Annotated in this window: 16 protein-coding genes and 1 riboswitch; of the genes, 9 read left to right on the top strand and 7 right to left on the bottom strand. The window is 59.8% G+C overall.

The genetic code is table 11. The features are described from left to right. Nucleotides 1-3: 3 nt before the first annotated feature. A complete protein-coding gene (ppc, locus tag MMS95_RS08270; RefSeq protein ID WP_004931070.1) occupies nt 4-2,640 on the bottom strand; it encodes a phosphoenolpyruvate carboxylase in 2,637 nt (878 codons plus the stop codon). A gap of 258 nt (nt 2,641-2,898) precedes the next feature. Next, nucleotides 2,899-4,044, bottom strand: a complete 1,146-nt coding sequence (gene argE, locus MMS95_RS08265; RefSeq protein WP_033631320.1) for an acetylornithine deacetylase — start codon at nt 4,042-4,044, stop codon at nt 2,899-2,901. Nucleotides 4,045-4,260: 216 nt separating this feature from the next. Between argE and argC the strand changes: the two genes are divergently transcribed. The 4 genes from argC to argH all read left to right on the top strand — a co-directional run bounded on the left by argC (nt 4,261) and on the right by argH (nt 8,748). Beyond that, complete coding sequence (gene argC, locus MMS95_RS08260; protein ID WP_004931065.1) at nt 4,261-5,265, top strand: N-acetyl-gamma-glutamyl-phosphate reductase; 1,005 nt, start codon at nt 4,261-4,263, stop codon at nt 5,263-5,265. Between the two features lie 20 nt (nt 5,266-5,285). Next, nucleotides 5,286-6,059: an acetylglutamate kinase gene (gene argB / locus MMS95_RS08255; RefSeq protein WP_033631319.1), complete on the top strand. Its 774-nt coding sequence runs from the start codon at nt 5,286-5,288 to the stop codon at nt 6,057-6,059. 25 nt (nt 6,060-6,084) lie between these two features. Beyond that, on the top strand, nt 6,085-7,305 hold the full coding sequence (locus MMS95_RS08250; protein ID WP_046897398.1) for an argininosuccinate synthase: 1,221 nt from the start codon (nt 6,085-6,087) through the stop codon (nt 7,303-7,305). A gap of 69 nt (nt 7,306-7,374) precedes the next feature. Next, nucleotides 7,375-8,748 carry an argininosuccinate lyase gene (argH, locus tag MMS95_RS08245; RefSeq protein ID WP_242141565.1) on the top strand — a complete coding sequence of 458 codons (1,374 nt, stop codon included), beginning with the start codon at nt 7,375-7,377 and terminating at the stop codon, nt 8,746-8,748. A 36-nt stretch (nt 8,749-8,784) separates the two neighbouring features. On the opposite strand, the gene MMS95_RS08240 is transcribed toward argH, so the two are convergent. The 3 genes from MMS95_RS08240 to MMS95_RS08230 all read right to left on the bottom strand — a co-directional run bounded on the left by MMS95_RS08240 (nt 8,785) and on the right by MMS95_RS08230 (nt 11,545). Next, nucleotides 8,785-9,111 carry a toxin-antitoxin system HicB family antitoxin gene (locus MMS95_RS08240; RefSeq protein ID WP_019452249.1) on the bottom strand — a complete coding sequence of 109 codons (327 nt, stop codon included), beginning with the start codon at nt 9,109-9,111 and terminating at the stop codon, nt 8,785-8,787. A gap of 181 nt (nt 9,112-9,292) precedes the next feature. Further along, nucleotides 9,293-10,741 carry a dihydrolipoyl dehydrogenase gene (locus MMS95_RS08235; RefSeq protein ID WP_131165396.1) on the bottom strand — a complete coding sequence of 483 codons (1,449 nt, stop codon included), beginning with the start codon at nt 10,739-10,741 and terminating at the stop codon, nt 9,293-9,295. Between the two features lie 72 nt (nt 10,742-10,813). Continuing rightward, a complete protein-coding gene (locus tag MMS95_RS08230; protein WP_004931051.1) occupies nt 10,814-11,545 on the bottom strand; it encodes a glutathione peroxidase in 732 nt (243 codons plus the stop codon). Between the two features lie 151 nt (nt 11,546-11,696). On the opposite strand from MMS95_RS08230, the gene oxyR reads away from it, so the two are divergent. Further along, complete coding sequence (gene oxyR / locus MMS95_RS08225; RefSeq protein ID WP_015379402.1) at nt 11,697-12,614, top strand: DNA-binding transcriptional regulator OxyR; 918 nt, start codon at nt 11,697-11,699, stop codon at nt 12,612-12,614. On the opposite strand, the gene sthA is transcribed toward oxyR, so the two are convergent. Then, nucleotides 12,597-13,994 carry a Si-specific NAD(P)(+) transhydrogenase gene (gene sthA, locus MMS95_RS08220; protein ID WP_004931047.1) on the bottom strand — a complete coding sequence of 466 codons (1,398 nt, stop codon included), beginning with the start codon at nt 13,992-13,994 and terminating at the stop codon, nt 12,597-12,599. The genes oxyR and sthA overlap by 18 nt on opposite strands. A gap of 218 nt (nt 13,995-14,212) precedes the next feature. Between sthA and fabR the strand changes: the two genes are divergently transcribed. Together fabR and MMS95_RS08210 are read left to right on the top strand one after the other, a co-directional pair. Next, nucleotides 14,213-14,845, top strand: a complete 633-nt coding sequence (fabR, locus tag MMS95_RS08215) for an HTH-type transcriptional repressor FabR (RefSeq protein WP_004931044.1) — start codon at nt 14,213-14,215, stop codon at nt 14,843-14,845. A 15-nt stretch (nt 14,846-14,860) separates the two neighbouring features. After that, nucleotides 14,861-15,232, top strand: a complete 372-nt coding sequence (locus MMS95_RS08210) for a YijD family membrane protein (protein ID WP_004931042.1) — start codon at nt 14,861-14,863, stop codon at nt 15,230-15,232. A gap of 34 nt (nt 15,233-15,266) precedes the next feature. On the opposite strand, the gene trmA is transcribed toward MMS95_RS08210, so the two are convergent. Next, on the bottom strand, nt 15,267-16,370 hold the full coding sequence (gene trmA, locus MMS95_RS08205) for a tRNA (uridine(54)-C5)-methyltransferase TrmA (RefSeq protein WP_156866547.1): 1,104 nt from the start codon (nt 16,368-16,370) through the stop codon (nt 15,267-15,269). A 122-nt stretch (nt 16,371-16,492) separates the two neighbouring features. Continuing rightward, a riboswitch (cobalamin riboswitch) is annotated at nt 16,493-16,706 on the top strand. A 68-nt stretch (nt 16,707-16,774) separates the two neighbouring features. Between trmA and btuB the strand changes: the two genes are divergently transcribed. After that, complete coding sequence (gene btuB / locus MMS95_RS08200) at nt 16,775-18,667, top strand: TonB-dependent vitamin B12 receptor BtuB (RefSeq protein ID WP_156866546.1); 1,893 nt, start codon at nt 16,775-16,777, stop codon at nt 18,665-18,667. After that, on the top strand, nt 18,612-19,475 hold the full coding sequence (gene murI / locus MMS95_RS08195) for a glutamate racemase (RefSeq protein WP_033631312.1): 864 nt from the start codon (nt 18,612-18,614) through the stop codon (nt 19,473-19,475). Before btuB ends, murI begins: the two co-directional genes overlap by 56 nt. Nucleotides 19,476-19,590 lie beyond the last annotated feature (115 nt).

Below are 19,590 nucleotides of genomic sequence, written 5' to 3'. Positions count from 1 at the left end.
TCACTAGCCGGTGTTGCGCATCCCGGCGGCGACGCCGGCGATGGTGACCATCAGCGCCTGCTCGACGCGGGCGTCCGGCTGCTCCTGCTGGCGCGAACGGTGCAGCAGTTCGGCCTGCAGGACGTTCAGCGGGTCGGTATAGACGTTGCGCAGCGCGATGGATTCGGCGATCCACGGCAGGTCTTCCATCAGGTGCGCATCGTTGGCGATGGTCAGCACTACCTTGATGTCGCTTTCCAGCTGATCGCGCAGCTGTTGGCCCAGCGGCCACAGCGATTTATCCACCAGGCGCTGATCGTAGTATTCCGCCAGCCATAGGTCGGCCTTGGCGAACACCATTTCCAGCATGGCGATGCGGGTGGAGAAGAACGGCCAGTCGCGGCACATCGCCTCCAGCTCCGCCTGTTTGCCGGCCTTCACCGCTTCCTGCAATCCGGCGCCGGCGCCGAGCCAGGCCGGCAGCATCAGGCGGTTCTGCGTCCAGGCGAAGATCCACGGAATGGCGCGCAGGCTCTCTACGCCGCCGTTCGGCTTGCGTTTGGCCGGGCGCGAGCCCAGCGGCAGTTTACCCAGCTCCAGTTCCGGCGTGGCCGCGCGGAAGTAAGGCACGAAGTCCGGGTTTTCACGCACGTAGCCGCGATACATCCGGCAGGAGGTCTCGGACAGGTCGTCCATCAACGCCCGCCATTCTTTCTTCGGTTCCGGCGGCGGCAGCAGATTGGCCTCGAGGATCGCCCCGGCATACAGCGCCAGGCTGCTGATGGTGACTTCCGGCAGGCCGAATTTGAAGCGGATCATCTCGCCCTGTTCGGTGACGCGCAGGCCGCCCTTCAGGCTGCCCGGCGGCTGCGACAGCAGCGCCGCATGCGCCGGTGCGCCGCCGCGGCCGATGGAACCGCCGCGCCCATGGAACAGCGTCAGCGCCACGCCGGCTTTTTCACAGGTTTTGATCAACGCGTCCTGCGCACGGTACTGCGCCCAGGAAGCGGCCATCACGCCGGCGTCTTTCGCCGAGTCGGAATAGCCGATCATCACCATCTGTTTGCCCTGAATAAAGCCGCGATACCAGTCGATATTCAGCAACTGGGTCATTACGTCGTCGGCGTTGTTCAGATCGTCGAGGGTTTCGAACAGCGGAGCGACCGGCAGCGCGAACGGGCAGCCGGCCTCTTTCAGCAGCAGGTGCACCGCCAGCACGTCGGAAGGCGTGCGCGCCATCGAAATCACGTAGGCGGCGATTGAGCCCTGCGGCGCTTCGGCGATCACCCGGCAGGTTTCCAGCACTTCCTGCGTGTCGGCGCTCGGTTGCCACTTCAGCGGCACCAGCGGGCGTTTGGAGTTCAGTTCGCGGATCAGGAACGCCTGTTTATCGGCTTCCGACCAGCTTTCATAGTCGCCCAGCCCCAGATAGCGGGTCAGCTCGGCGATGGCTTCGGTATGGCGGGTGCTTTCCTGGCGCACGTCGATGCGCACCAGCGGCACGCCGAAGCAGCGCACGCGGCGCAGGGTATCCAGCAGTTGACCGTTGGCGATGATGCCCATGCCGCAGGCCTGCAGCGACTGGTAGCAGGCATACAGCGGCTCCCACAGCTGCTCGTTGTTCACCAGCAGGTCGTGCGGCTTCAGCACGCGCTCGCCCTTCAGGCGACCTTCCAGATAAGCCTGGGAACTCATCAGCTGGCTACGCAGCTGCTTCATGATTTCGCGGTACGGCTCCTGCACCTCATCGCCGCCGGCGCGGGCGCGCAGCTCAGGGGTGCACTCGGTCATCGACAGCTCGGAGACCAGCACCTGGATATCGCGGGTAAACAGGTCGCAGGCTTTCCAGCGGCTGAGCAGCAGCACATGGCGGGTGATTTCGGCGGTGACGTTCGGGTTGCCGTCGCGATCGCCGCCCATCCAGGAGGTGAAGCGCACCGGCACCGCTTCCACCGGCAGGCTGTAATCGATGGAGTTTTCCAGCTGTTCGTTGAATTCGCGCAGGAACGCCGGCACGCCTTCCCACAGGCTGTTTTCCACCACCGCAAAGCCCCATTTGGCTTCGTCGATCGGGGAGGGGCGATGTTTGCGAATTTCATCGGTGTGCCACGACTGGGCCACCAGCTGACGCAGGCGGCGCATGATCTTGTTGCGCTCGTAGTCGGCCAGATCGTTGTGATCGAGCTGGCTGAGGCAGGTGTTGACCTCCACCAGCTTGTGGATCAGGGTGCGGCGGGTGATCTCCGTCGGGTGCGCCGTCAGCACCAGCTCGATGGAAAGTTGCGACACCGCGTGCTGCAGCTCTTTGTCGCTGAGCTTTTTGTCTTTGAGGCGGCTGAACAGCTGCGCCAGCGCTTCCGGGTTGCTGGCGGCTTCGCCGTTGGGCGAAATGCTGTGGTACTGCTCGGCGACGTTGGTCAGGTTGAGGAACTGGCTGAAGGCGCGCGCCACCGGCAGCAGCTCGTCGTTGGACAAGTTCTGCAGGGTGGAGAGCAGCTCCTGGCGATGCGCTTCGTTGCCGGCGCGTGAAGATTTGGAAAGCTTACGGATGGTCTCAACGCGATCGAGAATATGCTCGCCCAGCGCTTCTTTGATGGTATCGCCGAGCAATTTGCCGAGCATACTGACATTACTGCGCATTGCCGAATATTGTTCGTTCATATAACCCCTGACCCAGTTCTGTATGATTTTTATCTTGTAAATAAATTTCACGCGTCAGGCGCAGACCGCCTGCCTGATCACATCGCGTTCCTGTCCAATCGTCAATTGACACTATTTTTAGCAAAAAAACATCAAAATCGGCGCATTTTCTGAAATTTAATTACGCCTCGTCGGTTATCAGCATGGCTTATTTCGCTGTTTTCTACTTATTTTGAGGTAGTGGAAAGCATAAGGCATTTCCCCTGTTAAATGTCGGGTTTATTGCCGGCAAAAGTGACTGACCAGCTGGCCCAGCAGTTTGCGCGTCGGTTCGATAAACGCGGTATCGATGTACTCGTCCGGCTGGTGGGCCTGATCGATGGAACCGGGGCCGAGCACCAGGGTCGGGCATACCTGTTGCACGAACGGCGCCTCGGTACAGTAGTTGACCACCTGCGTGCGGGTGCCCAGCAGCTCCTCGATCACCGCCACCATGCGGTGGTCGGTCGGGCACTCGTAGCCCGGCACCGACGCGTGCAGCTCTTCGATGGTCAGGCGGCCCGGCCAGCGTTGGCTCACCGGCTCCAGCGCCTGATGCATCAGTTCGTTGATGTTGTCGAGCGTCATGCCGGGCAGCGGGCGGATATCCAGGTGCAGCTCGCAACAGGCGCAGATGCGGTTGGCCGCGTCACCGCCGCTGATATGGCCGAAGTTCATGGTGGGATAAGGCACGGCGAACGCCGGGTTGTTGTAGCGCTCCTGCAGGGTCTTGCGCAGCTCCATCAGGCGGCCGATGGACTCGTGCATCAGATCGATGGCGTTGACGCCGCGCGCCGGATCGCTGGAGTGGCCGGACTGGCCGACGATGCGAATGGCGTTGGCCATGTGGCCCTTGTGCGCGCGCACCGGCTGCAGCGAGGTCGGCTCGCCGATGATGGCGAAATCCGGCCGAATGGCGGTAGAGGCGGCGAAGTAACGCGCGCCGGCCATCGTCGTTTCTTCATCTGCGGTGGCTAAAATGTACAGCGGCTTGGTCAGCTTGCTCGCGTCGATATCGCGCACCGCATCCAGAATAAAGGCGAAGAAGCCTTTCATGTCGGCGGTGCCCAGCCCGTAGAGCTTGTTGTCGTGCTCGGTCAGGGTGAAGGGATCGCGTGTCCAGCGGCCTTCGTCGTAAGGCACCGTATCGGTATGGCCGGCCAGCAGCAGGCCGCCGCTGCCTTCACCAATGCTGGCCAGCAGGTTGAATTTGTGGCGCGACTCCGGCACCGGCTGCACGTCGACTCGGAAGCCCAGGTCGGCAAACCATCCGGCCAGCAAGTTGATTAACGCCTCATTGCTCTGATCGAGGCCGGCATCGGTGGCGCTGATTGACGGAGTGGCGATCAACGCCCGGTACAGCTCAATAAATGGAGGTAATTTCATCTTCACTGTTGACAGCCTTTGGTTAGGATAGTATCAATATTCATGCATTTATTTTGAATAAAAATACAGTAAGCCGAAGCGTAAGGGAACCCGATGCCCGGATGTTTATAAAAGCATCAACGCCTGGCTCCGTGGGTGAACGGCGCAACAACGCTGGCTAGCCCTGTTACCTGGGTCGCAAGCGACCGCACGTCAGTTTAGAAGGTGAAAGGCCACATGTTGAATACGCTGATCGTTGGTGCCAGCGGTTACGCCGGAGCGGAGCTCACGGCTTACCTGAATCGCCACCCACACATGAACATAACCGCTTTAGCGGTTTCAGCGCAAAGTGCAGATGCAGGAAAGTTGCTTTCCGATCTCCATCCCCAGTTGAAAGGCATCGTCGATCTGCCGCTGCAGCCGTTGACCGACGTCGCCAAGGCGGCGCAGGGCATCGACGTGGTGTTCCTCGCCACCGCTCATGAAGTCAGCCACGATATCGCACCGGCCTTCCTGGCGGCAGGCTGCGTGGTGTTCGATCTGTCCGGCGCCTTCCGCGTGCAGGACGCCGGTTTTTATACCCAGTACTACGGTTTCGAGCATCAGCATGGCGCCCTGCTGGAGCAGGCGGTGTACGGCCTGGCGGAGTGGCAGAGCGACAAGATCAAACAGGCGCAGCTGATCGCGGTGCCGGGCTGCTACCCGACGGCGGCGCAGCTGGCGCTGAAACCGTTGATCGAAAAGCAACTGCTGAACCTCGACCAGTGGCCGGTGATCAACGCCACCAGCGGCGTCAGCGGCGCCGGGCGCAAGGCCAGCATGACCACCAGTTTCTGCGAAGTGAGCTTGCAGCCGTACGGTATTTTCACTCACCGGCACCAGCCGGAGATCGCCGCGCACCTGGGCGTGCCGGTTATCTTTACGCCGCACCTGGGCAATTTCCCGCGCGGCATTCTTGAAACCATCACCTGCCGCCTGAAAGCCGGCGTGACCGCGCAGGACGTGGCCGCCGCCTATCATGCCGCCTATGACGACAAGCCGCTGGTGCGGCTGTACGACCAGGGCGTGCCGGCGCTGAAAGCGGTGGTGGGGCTGCCGTTCTGCGACATCGGTTTTGCGGTGCAGGGCGAGCATCTGATCGCCGTGGCGGCGGAAGATAACCTGCTGAAAGGCGCGGCGGCGCAGGCGGTGCAATGCCTGAATATCCGTTTCGGCTTCCCGGAAACCCAATCACTCCTTTAAACCAGCGTGAGTAAACAGCAATGAACCCGTTAATTATCAAGTTAGGTGGCGTGTTATTAGACAGTGAAGAAGCGCTGGAGCGTCTGTTTACCGCGTTGGACAGCTATCGGCAGCAGCACCAGCGCCCGCTGGTGATCGTGCACGGCGGCGGCTGCGTGGTGGACGAACTGATGAAGCAGCTCGCTTTGCCGGTGGTGAAAAAGAACGGCCTGCGGGTCACGCCGGCCGATCAGATCGACATCATCACCGGCGCGCTGGCTGGCACCGCCAACAAAACGCTGCTGGCGTGGGCGATTAAACACCAAATCAACGCTGTCGGCCTGAGCCTGGCGGACGGCGGCAGCTCGGTCGTGACCCCGCTCGATCCGGCATTGGGCCACGTCGGCAACGCGCAGCCCGGCTCGCCCGCGCTGCTCAATACCCTGCTGGGCGCCGGCTACCTGCCGGTTATCAGCTCCATCGGCATCACCGCCGAAGGGCAGTTAATGAACGTGAACGCCGATCAGGCGGCGACGGCGCTGGCCGCGACGCTGGGGGCGGATCTGATCCTGCTGTCGGACGTCAGCGGCATCCTCGACGGCAAGGGCCAACGCATTGCGGAAATGACGGCGCAAAAAGCGGAACAACTGATCGCGCAAGGCATCATCACCGATGGTATGGTGGTGAAGGTGAATGCGGCGCTCGACGCCGCCCGCACCCTCGGCCGCCCGGTGGATATCGCCAGCTGGCGCCATGCCGATCAGCTTCCTGCTTTGTTTAACGGCGTGTCGATTGGCACCCGGATCCTCGCTTAATTTTAGAATTAGAAAGGAATAGATCATGCAAAACCAAGGCATCAAAAAAATCGTTCTGGCGTACTCCGGCGGCCTGGATACCTCGGCCATCATTCCATGGCTGAAAGAGAACTACGGCGGCTGTGAAGTGGTGGCGTTCGTGGCGGACATCGGCCAGGAGCGCAGCGATCTGGAAGGCGTGGAGCAAAAAGCCCTGCAGTCCGGTGCCTCTGAATGTCACGTGGTCGATCTGCGTGAAGAATTTATCCGCGATTACGTTTATCCGGTGCTGCAGACCGGCGCCCTGTACGAAGGCAGCTACCTGCTGGGCACCTCGATGGCGCGGCCGATCATTGCCAAGGCGCAGGTCGAGCTGGCGTTGAAAGTGGGCGCGGACGCGCTGTGCCACGGCGCAACCGGCAAAGGCAACGATCAGGTGCGCTTCGAAACCACCTACACCGCGCTGGCGCCGCAGCTGAAAGTGGTGGCGCCGTGGCGTGAGTGGAACCTGCGTTCCCGTGAAGCGCTGCTGGATTACCTGAAAGAGCGCAATATCCCGACCACCGCATCGCTGGAGAAAATCTACAGCCGCGATGAGAACGCCTGGCACATCTCCACCGAAGGCGGCGTGCTGGAAAGCCCGTGGAATGCGCCGAACAAGGATTGCTGGGTATGGACCGTCGATCCGCAGGAAGCGCCGGATCAGCCTGAGCAGGTGACCGTCACCGTTGAGAAAGGCCGCGTTGTGGCGGTTAACGGGAAAGCGTTGTCGCCTTACCAGTGCCTGGAAACCTTGAACGCGCTGGGCGCCAAGCACGGCGTCGGCCGGATCGACATCGTGGAAAACCGTCTGGTGGGCATCAAATCCCGCGGCTGCTATGAGACCCCGGGGGGCACCATCATGGTGGCGGCGCTGCGCGCCATCGAGCAGCTGGTGCTGGATCGCGACAGCTTCAAATGGCGCGAGCAGCTGGGCCTGGAGATGTCCTATGTGGTGTACGACGGCCGTTGGTTCGCGCCGCTGCGCCGCTCGCTGCAGGCCTCTGCCGAAGCATTGGCTGAAGAGGTGAACGGCGAAGTGGTGCTGCAGCTGTACAAAGGCCAGGTGACGGCGATCCAGAAAAAATCCGCCAACAGCCTGTACTCCGAAGAGTTCGCCACCTTCGGCGAAGACGAAGTTTACGATCACAGCCACGCGGGCGGCTTTATCCGCCTGTTCTCTCTGTCTTCACGCATCCGCGCGTTGAACGAGAAAAAGAATAAATAACCGATTGGCGTGACTCTGCAAGGGCGCAGCATGCTGCGCCCTTTCGCATAAAAATTCAGGAGTAAAGGTATGGCACTTTGGGGCGGACGGTTCACTCAGGCGGCGGATCAGCGGTTCAAACAACTCAACGATTCGCTGCGGTTCGATTATCGCCTGGCGGAGCAAGATATCGTGGGCTCGGTGGCCTGGTCGAAGGCGCTGGTGACCGTTAACGTGTTGACGGCAACGGAGCAACAGCAGCTGGAGCAGGCGCTGAATGCCTTGCTGACGGAAGTCCAGGCCGATCCTTTGGCGATCGTCCAAAGCGATGCCGAAGACATCCACAGCTGGGTGGAGCAGAAGCTGATCGAGAAGGTCGGCGATTTGGGCAAGAAGCTGCACACCGGCCGCAGCCGCAACGATCAGGTGGCGACCGATCTGAAGCTGTGGTGCAAACAGCAGATCGGCGATCTGCATCAGGCGATCGTCCAGCTGCAGCAGGCGCTGGTGGAGACCGCCGAAGCCAACCAGGATGCGGTGATGCCGGGGTATACCCACCTGCAACGCGCGCAGCCGGTGACTTTCGCGCACTGGTGCCTGGCCTATGTCGAGATGCTGGCGCGCGATGAAAGCCGCCTGCAGGATACCCTGAAACGGCTGGACGTCAGCCCGCTGGGCAGTGGCGCGCTGGCCGGCACTGCTTATCCTATCGATCGCGAGCAGCTGGCCGGCTGGCTGGGCTTCGCCTCGGCGACCCGCAACAGCCTGGACAGCGTATCCGATCGCGATCACGTGTTGGAACTGCTGTCCAACGCCGCCATCAGCATGGTGCATCTGTCGCGCTTCGCCGAAGATCTGATCTTCTTCAACAGCGGCGAGGCGGCGTTTGTCGAGCTGTCCGACCGCGTGACCTCCGGCTCTTCGTTGATGCCGCAGAAGAAAAACCCGGACGCGCTGGAGCTGATCCGCGGCAAGTGCGGCCGCGTACAGGGCGCGCTGACCGGCATGATGATGACGCTGAAAGGCCTGCCGCTGGCGTACAACAAAGACATGCAGGAAGACAAAGAAGGGTTGTTCGACGCGCTCGACACCTGGATGGACTGCCTGCAGATGGCGGCGCTGGTGCTGGACGGCATTCAGGTGAAGCGCCCGCGCTGCCGGGAAGCGGCGGAGCAGGGCTATGCCAACGCCACCGAGCTGGCGGATTACCTGGTCGCCAAGGGCGTGCCGTTCCGCGAAGCGCACCATATCGTCGGTGAGGCAGTGGTAGAAGCGATTCGCCAGGGCAAACCGCTGGAAGCGCTGCCGCTGGCGGATTTGCAGCAGTTCAGCGCGACGATCGCTGACGATGTCTACCCGATCCTGGCGTTGCAATCCTGCCTGGACAAGCGTGCGGCCAAAGGCGGCGTCGCGCCGCAACAGGTGGCCGCGGCAATCGCCGCAGCGAAACAGCGTTTGGCTTGACGACGACAAGGGCGGCCTGGCGCCGCCCTTGAACCTCTACCCCGCCAGGCGGGCGCACAGATAACGGTTCAGGCTCACGCCTTCTTCCATCGCGCCGATCGCCAGCCGGCGATGCTGTTCCGGCGTCATGCGCAACACCAGTTTTCCGCTGAAGTTCTTTTCCGCCAGCGCCTGCGGCGGCGTTTCGCCTTGCGCCAGCATATCGGCGATCGTTTCGCTCACCACTTTCTCGATACCCTCCAATGCGCCGGTACGCGTGGCGGCCAGCCAGGACAGCGAGGGGAATTCGGCGCACAGCCCGACATATTCACGATCTTCCGCTGACCAGGTGATGCGATAGGTATAGTGTTCATGCTTTTCCATGCTCTTCCTCCATTCTGGCTCTGCTCTCCATTTTAGTGTCATTATTGATATCACTTCAATGCCAAAGCATAAAAATGCGTGCAGGAGGGCCGTGAGGCAAGAGGAGGGAGGAAAATCTGGAAAGCGCTGCGCAAAAAAATCGGGCCTGAAGGCCCGGTGGGTATGAATGGAGAATGAGGGGTTATTCGCCCGGGCAGCGCTGGCAGCGCTCGATTTCGGCCGCGCCGAGTTTGAGCTTCGCCTGCAGGTCGCGCAGCGCGGTGCGCAAGCCTTCTTCGATCACTGGATGATAGAACGGCATGTCCAGCATCTGATCGACGGTCATCTGCTGCTGGTGCGCCCAGGCCAACAGGTGCGCAATGTGTTCGGCGTCCGGGCCGATCATTTCCGCGCCGAGGAAACGGCCGGTGCCCTGTTCGCCGTAAACGTGCAGAACGCCCTTGTTGCGCAGCATCACCCGAGAGCGGCCCTGATTCTCAAACGAGACCTTGCCCACTTCAAAACAGCCGCAGGCGCTGAACTTCTCGCTCAGCTCGCGGAAGGTCGAGCCGACCATGGCGATCTGCGGATCGGAGAACACCACCGAAATCGCGCTGCGGCGCAGACCCGGATTGATCTCCGGGAAGCTGCCGGCGTTGGCGCCGGCGATGCGCGCCTGATCGCTGGCCTCATGCAGCAGCGGCAGCTGGTTGCTGGCGTCGCCGGCGATGAAGATATGCGGCACGCTGGTTTGCATCGTCAGGCGGTCGGCCAGCGGCACGCCTCGAGCGTCGAGCTGCAAACCGGTGTTTTCGAGGCCTAACCGATCGACGTTGGGGCGGCGGCCAGTGGCGGCCAACACGTAGTCCACCAGGATCTCCTGCGGTTGGCCCTGCAGATCCCGATAGCGGATAAACACCTTGTCGCCTTCGCGCTGCATCATCTCCACTTTCACGTCGGCGTCGAGATAGAACTCTTCCCCCAACGTTTTCGCGGCGTAATCGCGCACGGCGCTGTCGGTGAGCGGCCCGACGGCGCCGCCGATGCCGAAGACCCGGGTGTCGACCCCGAGGCGGTGCAGCGCTTGCCCCAGTTCCAGCCCGATGACGCCGGGGCCGAACACCGCTACGGACTGCGGCAAATCATCCCAGTTGAAGAGATCGTCGTTGACGATCAGGCGATCGCCCAGTTCGTTCCACGGCGCCGGCCAGCTGGGGCGGGAGCCGGTGGCGATTACGATGCGCTGCGCCACAATGCGCGTATGCTCATCGACCTGCAGCGTGTTGTCGTCGATAAAGCGGGCATAGCCCTGAATTTTGTCGCCGGCCGGGATCTCGTCCACGCCTTCCAGCACGAAGCCGACGAAACGATCGCGTTCGCGTTTGACGCGAGCCATCACCTCGCGCCCGTCAATGCGCGTTTTGCCGGTTGGGTGCACGCCAAAGCCCGGTGCACGTTCGATTTGATGCACCGCTTCGGCGGCGGCGATCAATAATTTGGATGGCATGCAGCCAACGCGCGCACAGGTGGTGCCATAAGGCCCGCCTTCGATCATCACCACACTGGGGGTAGACAGTTTGGCCGCTCGGTAGGCGCCGAGCCCTGCGGTGCCGCCGCCGATGACCGCGACATCAACGTTCAACAGTTTCATATCCGCTCCTGAAAGGTAAAAAAAAGGCGGGCCGTAGCCCGCCAAAGTTCACGTTGGCTTTGTTATTACTTATTAAGCTGACAGGAAGGTTTCCAGATCGTCGCTGCCGCCGATGTGACGGCCGCCGATGAATACCTGCGGCACCGTGGCGCGGCCGCTGACGGCGCGCAGGCTGACGGTGGTGGCGTCTTTGCCCAGCACGATCTCTTCATACTGAATGCCGCGCTCTTGCAGCATCTGCTTGGCTTTGGCGCAGAATGGGCAGCCCGGTTTGGTGAACAGGGAGACCGATTCCTGCACTTTGAATTCCGGCGCCAGGTATTTCAGCATGGTGTCGGCGTCGGACACTTCAAACGGGTCGCCCGGCTTGTTTGGTTCGACAAACATTTTCTCGACCACGCCGTCGCGCACCAGCATCGAGTAGCGCCATGAGCGAGGGCCAAAGCCCAGATCCGCTTTCTCAACCAGCATGTTCATACCTTTGGTGAATTCACCGTTGCCGTCCGGCACGAAAGTGATGTTTTCCGCATGCTGATCGGCTTTCCAGGCGTTCATGACGAAGGTGTCGTTCACCGAGACGCAAAGAATGCTGTCGACGCCGTGCTGCTTGAATACGCTGGACAGCTCGTTGTAACGCGGCAGATGGCTCGAAGAACAGGTCGGCGTAAACGCGCCCGGCAGCGAGAACACGATAACGGTTTTGTTTTTGAACAGGTCATCAGTGGTCACATCAATCCATTGGTCGCCCTGACGGGTGTGGAAAGTAACCTGAGGAACTTTCTTGCCTTCTTGACTGGTAAACATTGATTAACCCCTTAATTAGGAAAAGTAATTTTTAGCATTTAGCGCGATATCGCTTCGTTGGGACACATTATTGTCGCTGGGGCTTGATAGATCTAATCGCTCATTGCTATCTTATCTATCGCCATGAGCTATCATGGAATGGAGGGAAACAATGAATATTCGTGATTTAGAGTATCTGGTCGCCTTGGCCGAGCACCGGCACTTCCGCCGCGCGGCCGATTCATGCCATGTGAGCCAGCCCACGCTGAGCGGGCAGATCCGCAAGCTGGAAGACGAGTTGGGCGTCATGCTGCTCGAGCGCACCAGCCGCAAGGTGCTGTTCACCCAGGCCGGTCTGTTGCTGGTGGAGCAGGCGCGTACCGTGCTGCGCGAAGTGAAAGTGTTGAAGGAGATGGCCAGCCAGCAGGGCGAAGCCATGTCCGGGCCGCTGCACATCGGCCTGATCCCGACCGTGGGGCCTTATCTGCTGCCGCAGATCATACCGACACTGCACAAAACCTTCCCGAAACTGGAAATGTACCTGCACGAAGCGCAAACCCACCAACTGCTGGCGCAACTCGACAGCGGCAAACTGGACTGCGCCATTCTGGCGTTGGTGAAGGAAACCGAGGCGTTTATCGAAGTGCCTCTGTTCGATGAACCGATGAAGCTGGCGGTGTACTCCGATCACCCGTGGGCGCAGCGCGAGCGCGTGGCGATGCCGGATTTAGCGGGAGAGAAGCTGCTGATGTTGGAAGATGGCCACTGCCTGCGCGATCAGGCGATGGGCTTCTGCTTCCAGGCGGGCGCGGACGAAGATACTCACTTCCGCGCCACCAGTCTGGAAACGTTGCGCAATATGGTCGCTGCCGGCAGCGGCATTACCCTGCTGCCGTCACTGGCGGTGCCGCCGCAGCGCGAACGCGACGGCGTGTGCTATCTGGATTGCTACAAGCCGGAGCCGAAGCGCACCATCGCGTTGGTGTATCGCCCCGGTTCCCCACTGCGCAGCCGTTATGAGCAGTTGGCCGAAGCGATCCGCGAGCACATGCAGGGCTACATCGACAGCGCGTTAAAACAGGCGGTTTAAGCCGTTAAGCGCCGCCACCCGGTAGGCTTCGGCCATGGTCGGATAGTTGAAGGTCGTATTAACGAAATACTCGATGGTATTGCCTTCACCTTTCTGTTCCATGATCGCCTGACCGATGTGGATGATCTCCGCCGCACGCTCGCCGAAGCAGTGGATCCCGAGGATCTGCAGGGTGTCGCGATGGAACAGGATCTTCAGGCTGCCGACGTTCATCCCGGCTATCTGCGCGCGCGCCAGATGCTTGAACTGGGCGCGGCCCACTTCATACGGCACCTTCATCGCGGTCAGTTCCTGCTCGGTTTTGCCGACGGAGCTGATTTCCGGAATGGTGTAGATGCCGGTCGGGATATCTTCGATTAAGTGACCGCTGGCTTCGCCGGAGGCGATCGCTTGCGCGGCGATGCGGCCCTGATCGTAGGCGGCGGAAGCCAGGCTCGGATAGCCGATCACGTCACCGACCGCATAGATGTGCGACAGCGCGGTCTGATACATGCTGTTCACTTTCAGCAGCCCGCGGCTGTCCGACTCCAGACCGACGTTCTCCAACCCCAACGAATCGGTGTTGCCGGTACGGCCGTTAGCGTACAGCAGGCAGTCCGCTTTCACCTTCTTGCCGGACTTCAGGTGCACGATCACGCCGTCTTCGGTGCCTTCGATCTTCTCGAATTCTTCGTTGTGGCGGATCACCACGCCGTTGTTCCAGAAGTGGTAAGAGAGCGAATCCGACATCTCTTGATCGAGGAACGCCAGCAGCCGATCGCGGGTGTTGATCAGATCCACCTTGACGTTCAGGCCGCGGAAGATAGACGCATATTCGCAGCCGATCACCCCGGCGCCGTAAATGATCACGTGGCGCGGCTCATGGCTCAGCTCGAGAATGGAGTCGCTGTCGTAGATGCGCGGGTGATTGAAATCGACGCTGGCCGGATGGTAAGGGCGCGAGCCGCAGGCGATCACGATGTGGTCGGCGCGGATGGTGTCCTGGGTGCCGTCCATGTAGCTGACGCTGACGGTGTTGGCGTCGATGAAGCGCGCGTCGCCGGCGAACAGCTTGCACTGGTTCCGCTCATAGAACCCTTGGCGCATGCGGGTCTGCTGGCTGATGACGTTATCGGCGTGGCGTAAAATGTCAGGGAAGGTCGCGCTAAGCGTGCGCGAATTGTTGTAAAGCGGGTTCTGGTTGAATTCGATAATGCGGCTGACGGCGTGGCGGAGGGCTTTGGAAGGGATGGTGCCCCAATGGGTACATCCGCCGCCTACGTTGTTGTACCGTTCGATAACGGCCACACGGGCGCCCTGTTTCACCAGCCCCATGGCGGCACCTTCACCACCAGGGCCCGAGCCAATCACTATGGCATCAAATTGATAGTGCTGTTGCATGTAGGAGAGACCTGTTTTTTTATACAAGATTACAACGGTATCTTAACATCATAGCGCTGCTCACCCAATCACCATTAGGCTTTTTGAGTCAAAGCACAATCGGCTCAGGGCGGAAGTGTGATAGAGCGCGTTAGTATAAATGCTGTTGCAATAAAATTTGCTATATTGCCGAGTCTAGGGCGTTAGACTGAGAGAATGGAACCTATCCGGATATGCATATGGGCGTCAGAGCACAACAAAAAGAACGGACTCGTCGTTCCCTGATCGAAGCCGCATTCAGCCAGCTGAGCGCCGAACGCAGCTTCGCCAGCCTGAGCCTGCGGGAAGTTTCACGCGAGGCGGGCATCGCGCCCACGTCGTTTTATCGCCATTTCCGCGACGTGGATGAGCTGGGGCTGACCATGGTGGATGAAAGCGGCCTGATGCTGCGTCAGTTGATGCGCCAGGCGCGCCAACGCATCGCCAAGGGCGGCAGCGTGATCCGCACCTCGGTGTCCACCTTTATGGAATTTATCGGCAACAACCCGAACGCCTTCCGCCTGCTGCTGCGCGAGCGCTCCGGCACGTCGGCGGCATTTCGTGCGGCGGTGGCGCGCGAGATCCAGCATTTCATCGCCGAACTGGCGGACTACCTCGAGTTGGAAAACCACATGCCGCGCAGCTTTACCGAAGCGCAGGCGGAAGCGATGGTCACCATCGTGTTCAGCGCCGGCGCGGAAGCGCTGGATATCGACGTCGAGCAGCGGCAGCAGCTGGAAGAACGGCTGGTGCTGCAGCTGCGGATGATCTCCAAAGGGGCGTATTACTGGTATCGTCGCGAACAAGAAAAAGCTTCTGTGTCCCACGTATAAAAAAGGTAAAAAATGATGGAAAAACCAGGCCGTGAAAATGGCACCTTACTGCTGGCGTTGATTGCCGGCCTTTCGATCAACGGTTCCTTTGCCGCGCTGTTCAGCTCGGTGGTGCCGTTTTCGATCTTCCCGCTGATTGCGTTGGTGCTGGCGGTGTACTGTCTGCATCAGCGTTACCTGAACCGCGCCATGCCGGACGGCATGCCGAAGCTGGCGGCGGCCTGCTTCCTGCTGGGGCTGTTGATGTACAGCGCCATCGTGCGCGCCGAATACCCGCAGATCGGCTCCAACTTCCTGCCGTCGGTGATCTGTGTGGCGCTGGTGCTGTGGATTGGGGTCAAGCTGAAGGCGCGCAAGGCGCTGGATGCGCCGACTCAAGAGCCGTAATGAAACGGGGCGCCATCATGGCGCCCCTGTCGTATCAGCGGTGTTTTTCCAGCAACACGCCGCATTCCATGTGATGGGTATACGGGAACTGGTCGAACAGCGCCAGGCGGCTGACCCGGTGCGTGGCCTGCAGCGTTTCCAGGTTGGCGCACAGCGTTTCCGGATTGCATGAAATATACAAAATGCGCGGGTAAGCCTGCACCATCTTCACCGTTTCCGCGTCCAGCCCGCTGCGCGGCGGATCGACGAAAATCGTCTCGCAGTTGTAGCCGCTCAGATCGATGCCTTTCAACCGGTTGAATTCGCGTACTCCGTTCATCGCCTGAGTGAAGTCTTCCGCCGCCATGCGGATGATCTGCACGTTGTCGATATGGTTGGCGGCGATGTTGTACTGCGCCGCCGCCACCGACGGCTTGGCGATCTCGGTCGCCAGCACGCGCTCGAAATTGCGCGCCAACGCCAGCGAGAAGTTGCCGTTGCCGCAGTACAGCTCCAGCAAATCGCCTTTGGAACCGACGGTGACCGCCAGCGCCCATTCCAGCATCTGCACGTTCATGGCCGCGTTGGGTTGAGTAAAGCTGTTTTCCACCTGTCGGTAGATCATATCGCGGCCGGCGACCGTCAGCACTTCGTCAACATAATCCTGGTCGAGCATGATCTTGGTCTTCGACGCCCGGCCGATCAGCTGCAGGTCGAAACCCTGCGCGCGCAGCTCGTCGCGCAGTTGCTCGGCGCGCTGCTGCCAAGCGTCATCCAGCTTGCGGTGGTACAGCAGCGAGGCGATGATTTTACCGCTTTGCGTCGACAGATAATCGATCTGGAACAGCTTGTGACGCAGGATCGGCTCCGGTTTCAGCGCGGCGATCAGGGCGCTCATCAGGCGGTTGATCAGTTCGCTGGCGGCCGGGAATTGATCGACGCGAATACGCTGCTTGGTCTGCTGATCGAACATGATGTGATACATGTCGTCCGCATCGTGCCAGATGCGGAACTCGGCGCGCATGCGGTAGTGGTCGACTGGCGAGCGGAACACTTCCGGCTCGGGCGCCGCGAACGGTGACATCAACGTCTTCAGGCGGGCGACTTTCTCCGCCAGTTGGTCATCGTAACGTTCAATAGGCAAATTCTCGGGCGTCATGTGTGTCTTCTCGTCAGGCAAATTTGATCAGCGGGGATTGTAGGGAATCAGCCCGTGAAGTCCAGTTTTGTCGCGTTTATTATTTGTAACATTAGTAGCAGTCTAGACATCTATTTGCATTGATCGTAGCATTGCCGTCCGGCCTCAAGCAGCGAGTGAAAAGGGAATCCGGTGTGAATCCGGAGCTGACGCGCAGCGGTAAGGGGAAGTCACGGCGATAGCGTTTTGACGCAGACACTGTCCACTGCAGGATGGGAAGTCATCGCCCGTTGCCGGTCGCGCCCCGCGGCCCGCAAATCCCAAGCCCGAAGACCTGCCGGTGTTACGTCGCAATATCCGTGGCCGTCGCGAACTACCGGCCATGATCCTGCGGCATCCGCCAATTAAGTTTGGATGCTTTTCTCATGACAATTACAAAAAATACGCTGCTGGCGGTGGTCTCCTCCGTCACGGCTTTTTCTGGATGGGCGCAAGACAACACTACAGCCACGAATGGCGATAACCTGGTGGTAACCGCCAACCGTTTCCCGCAGCCGGTTTCTTCCGTGTTGGCGCCGACCTCCGTCGTCACCCGTAACGATATCGATCGCTGGCAGGCCAAGAGCCTGACCGACGTGATGCGCCGTTTGCCAGGCGTGGACATTGCGCAGAATGGCGGCCTGGGGCAGCAAAGTTCGTTGTTTATTCGCGGCACCAATTCCAGCCATGTGCTGGTGTTAATTGACGGTATTCGCCTTAATCAGGCGGGCGTCAGCGGCTCTTCCGATCTCAGCCAAATCCCGATCTCGCTGGTGCAGAAAGTCGAATACATTCGCGGACCGCGTTCGGCGGTATACGGTTCCGACGCCATCGGCGGCGTAGTCAACATTATTACCACCCGCGAAAAGAACGGCACGACGCTGGCTGCCGGCGTCGGCTCCAACGGCTATCAATCCTACGATGCGTCGACGCAACAGCCGCTGGGCGACAGCACCGTGGCGACGGTGGCGGGGAACTACACCTATACCAAAGGGTATAATGTTATAGCGAACTTGCCGGACAGCTTCGGCAATCCTGCACAGCCTGACCGCGACGGCTTTATGAGCAAATCTCTGTATGGCGGCATTGAGCACAAGTTCAATGAGGCGTTCAGCGGCTTTGTTCGTGGTTATGGTTATGACAATCGCACGGCCTATGACGGTAATTACAGTTATTCGGATCCGGCGCATTTAGATGCGTTGCCTGACACTCGCCAACTCTATAGCCAAAGTTGGGATAGCGGTCTGCGCTATCAGGACGGCATCTATGCTACGCAGTTGATCGCGAGCTATAGCCATACCAAAGACTATAACTACGATCCCAAATACGGCCCTTATTCTGCGTCTGCAACCCTGGATGACTCCACGCAATACAATGTGCAGTGGGGCAATACGTTCCAGGTTGCTCAAGGCCATATCAGTACGGGTGTCGATTGGCAGAATCAGAAAATCGAACCGGGTACGGCTTACATCACTGAGAGCAAGAGCCAACGTAATACCGGGCTTTATCTGACGGCGCAGCAACAAGTGGATGCCTTTACTTTGGAAGGTGCGGTGCGCGGTGATGATAACTCGCAGTTTGGTTGGCATGGCACTTGGCAAACCAGCGTGGCTTGGGAATTTGTTGAGGGCTATCGCGCCATCGCGTCTTATGGTACTGCGTTTAAAGCGCCAAATTTGGGGCAGCAGTACGGCAGCTTTGGCGGCAACCCGGATTTGAAACCGGAAGAAAGCAAACAGTGGGAAGGGGGCTTTGAGGGGCTGACCGGCCCGGTCACCTGGCGCGTTACCGGTTATCGCAATGATATAGATAATCTGATCAGCTATGCATCAAGCGGTTCAGGTTCAGCCTATTACAATGTTAATCAGGCAAGGATTAAAGGTGTTGAAGCGACGGCGTCTTTTGATACCGGCCCGCTGACGCATCAGATTGGTTACGATTATGTCGACCCGCGCAACGCCAAGACCAACGAAGTGCTGTTGCGCCGCGCCAAACAGCAGGTGAAATATGAGCTGGACTGGCAGCTGTATGACTTTGATTGGGCGGTAACCTACCAGTATCTGGGAGAGCGCTACGACGGTGATTACAGCGGCTACACTACGCGTACGGTTAAACTTGGCGGCGTGAGCCTGTGGGATCTCGCAGTTTCGTATCCGGTCACATCTCATCTGACAGTTCGTGGTAGAATTGCCAACCTGTTTGATAAAGATTATGAGACGGCCTATGGCTACGCTACTCCAGGAAGAGAATACTACCTCACTGGAAGCTATACCTTCTAACAGCACCGCCACACCTCGCCCGACGGTGCTGGTTTTTGATTCCGGCGTCGGCGGGCTGTCGGTGTATCAGGAGATTCGGCAGTTGCTGCCGGATCTCCACTATATATACGCGTTCGACAACGTGGCGTTCCCCTACGGCGAGAAGTCCGAAGAGTTTATCGTTGAGCGCGTGCTGGAGATTGTCGGCGCGGTGCAGCAGCGTCATCCTCTGGCGATTGTCGTCATCGCCTGCAACACCGCCAGCACGGTCTCCTTGCCGGCCCTGCGCGAGCGTTTCAGTTTCCCGGTCGTGGGCGTGGTGCCCGCCATCAAACCTGCGGCCCGTCTTACCGTCAACGGCATTGTCGGCCTGTTGGCGACCCGCGGCACCGTACAGCGCAGCTACACCCATGAGCTGATTTCCCGGTTCGCCACCGATTGCAAGATTGAGCTGCTGGGCTCTTCTGAACTGGTGGAGCTGGCGGAAGCCAAGCTGCACGGCGAAGCCGTGCCGCTGCCGGTGCTGAAGAAGATCCTGCATCCTTGGCTGAGCATGCGCGAGCCGCCGGATACGGTCGTGCTGGGCTGCACCCATTTTCCTCTGTTAGCTGAAGAGCTGATGCAGGTGTTGCCCGAAGGCACCCGATTGGTGGATTCCGGCGCGGCGATTGCCCGCCGCACCGCCTGGCTCATCTCTACGCAGGAAAGCCTGGTCTCGAGCCAGGAAGAGAATCTGGCGTATTGCATGGCGTTAAATGAAGATACTGACGCTTTATTGCCCGTTTTGCAGGGCTACGGCTTTAAATCGTTGAAAAAACTGCCGCTTTAACGGTGTTTTGGTCAAACATTCAACGGTTGGAAAAAATATTGAAATTAGGGGTTGCGGCTCGCCGAGAACTCCCTATAATGCGCCTCCACTGACCGGGAACAACGACTGACAAGCC

This window comes from Serratia sp. PGPR-27, from assembly GCF_022678525.1.
Classification (GTDB): domain Bacteria; phylum Pseudomonadota; class Gammaproteobacteria; order Enterobacterales; family Enterobacteriaceae; genus Serratia; species Serratia nematodiphila.
The sequence above is the reverse complement of the archived record's forward strand: the minus strand, read 5'-3'. Positions and strand labels throughout refer to the sequence as shown.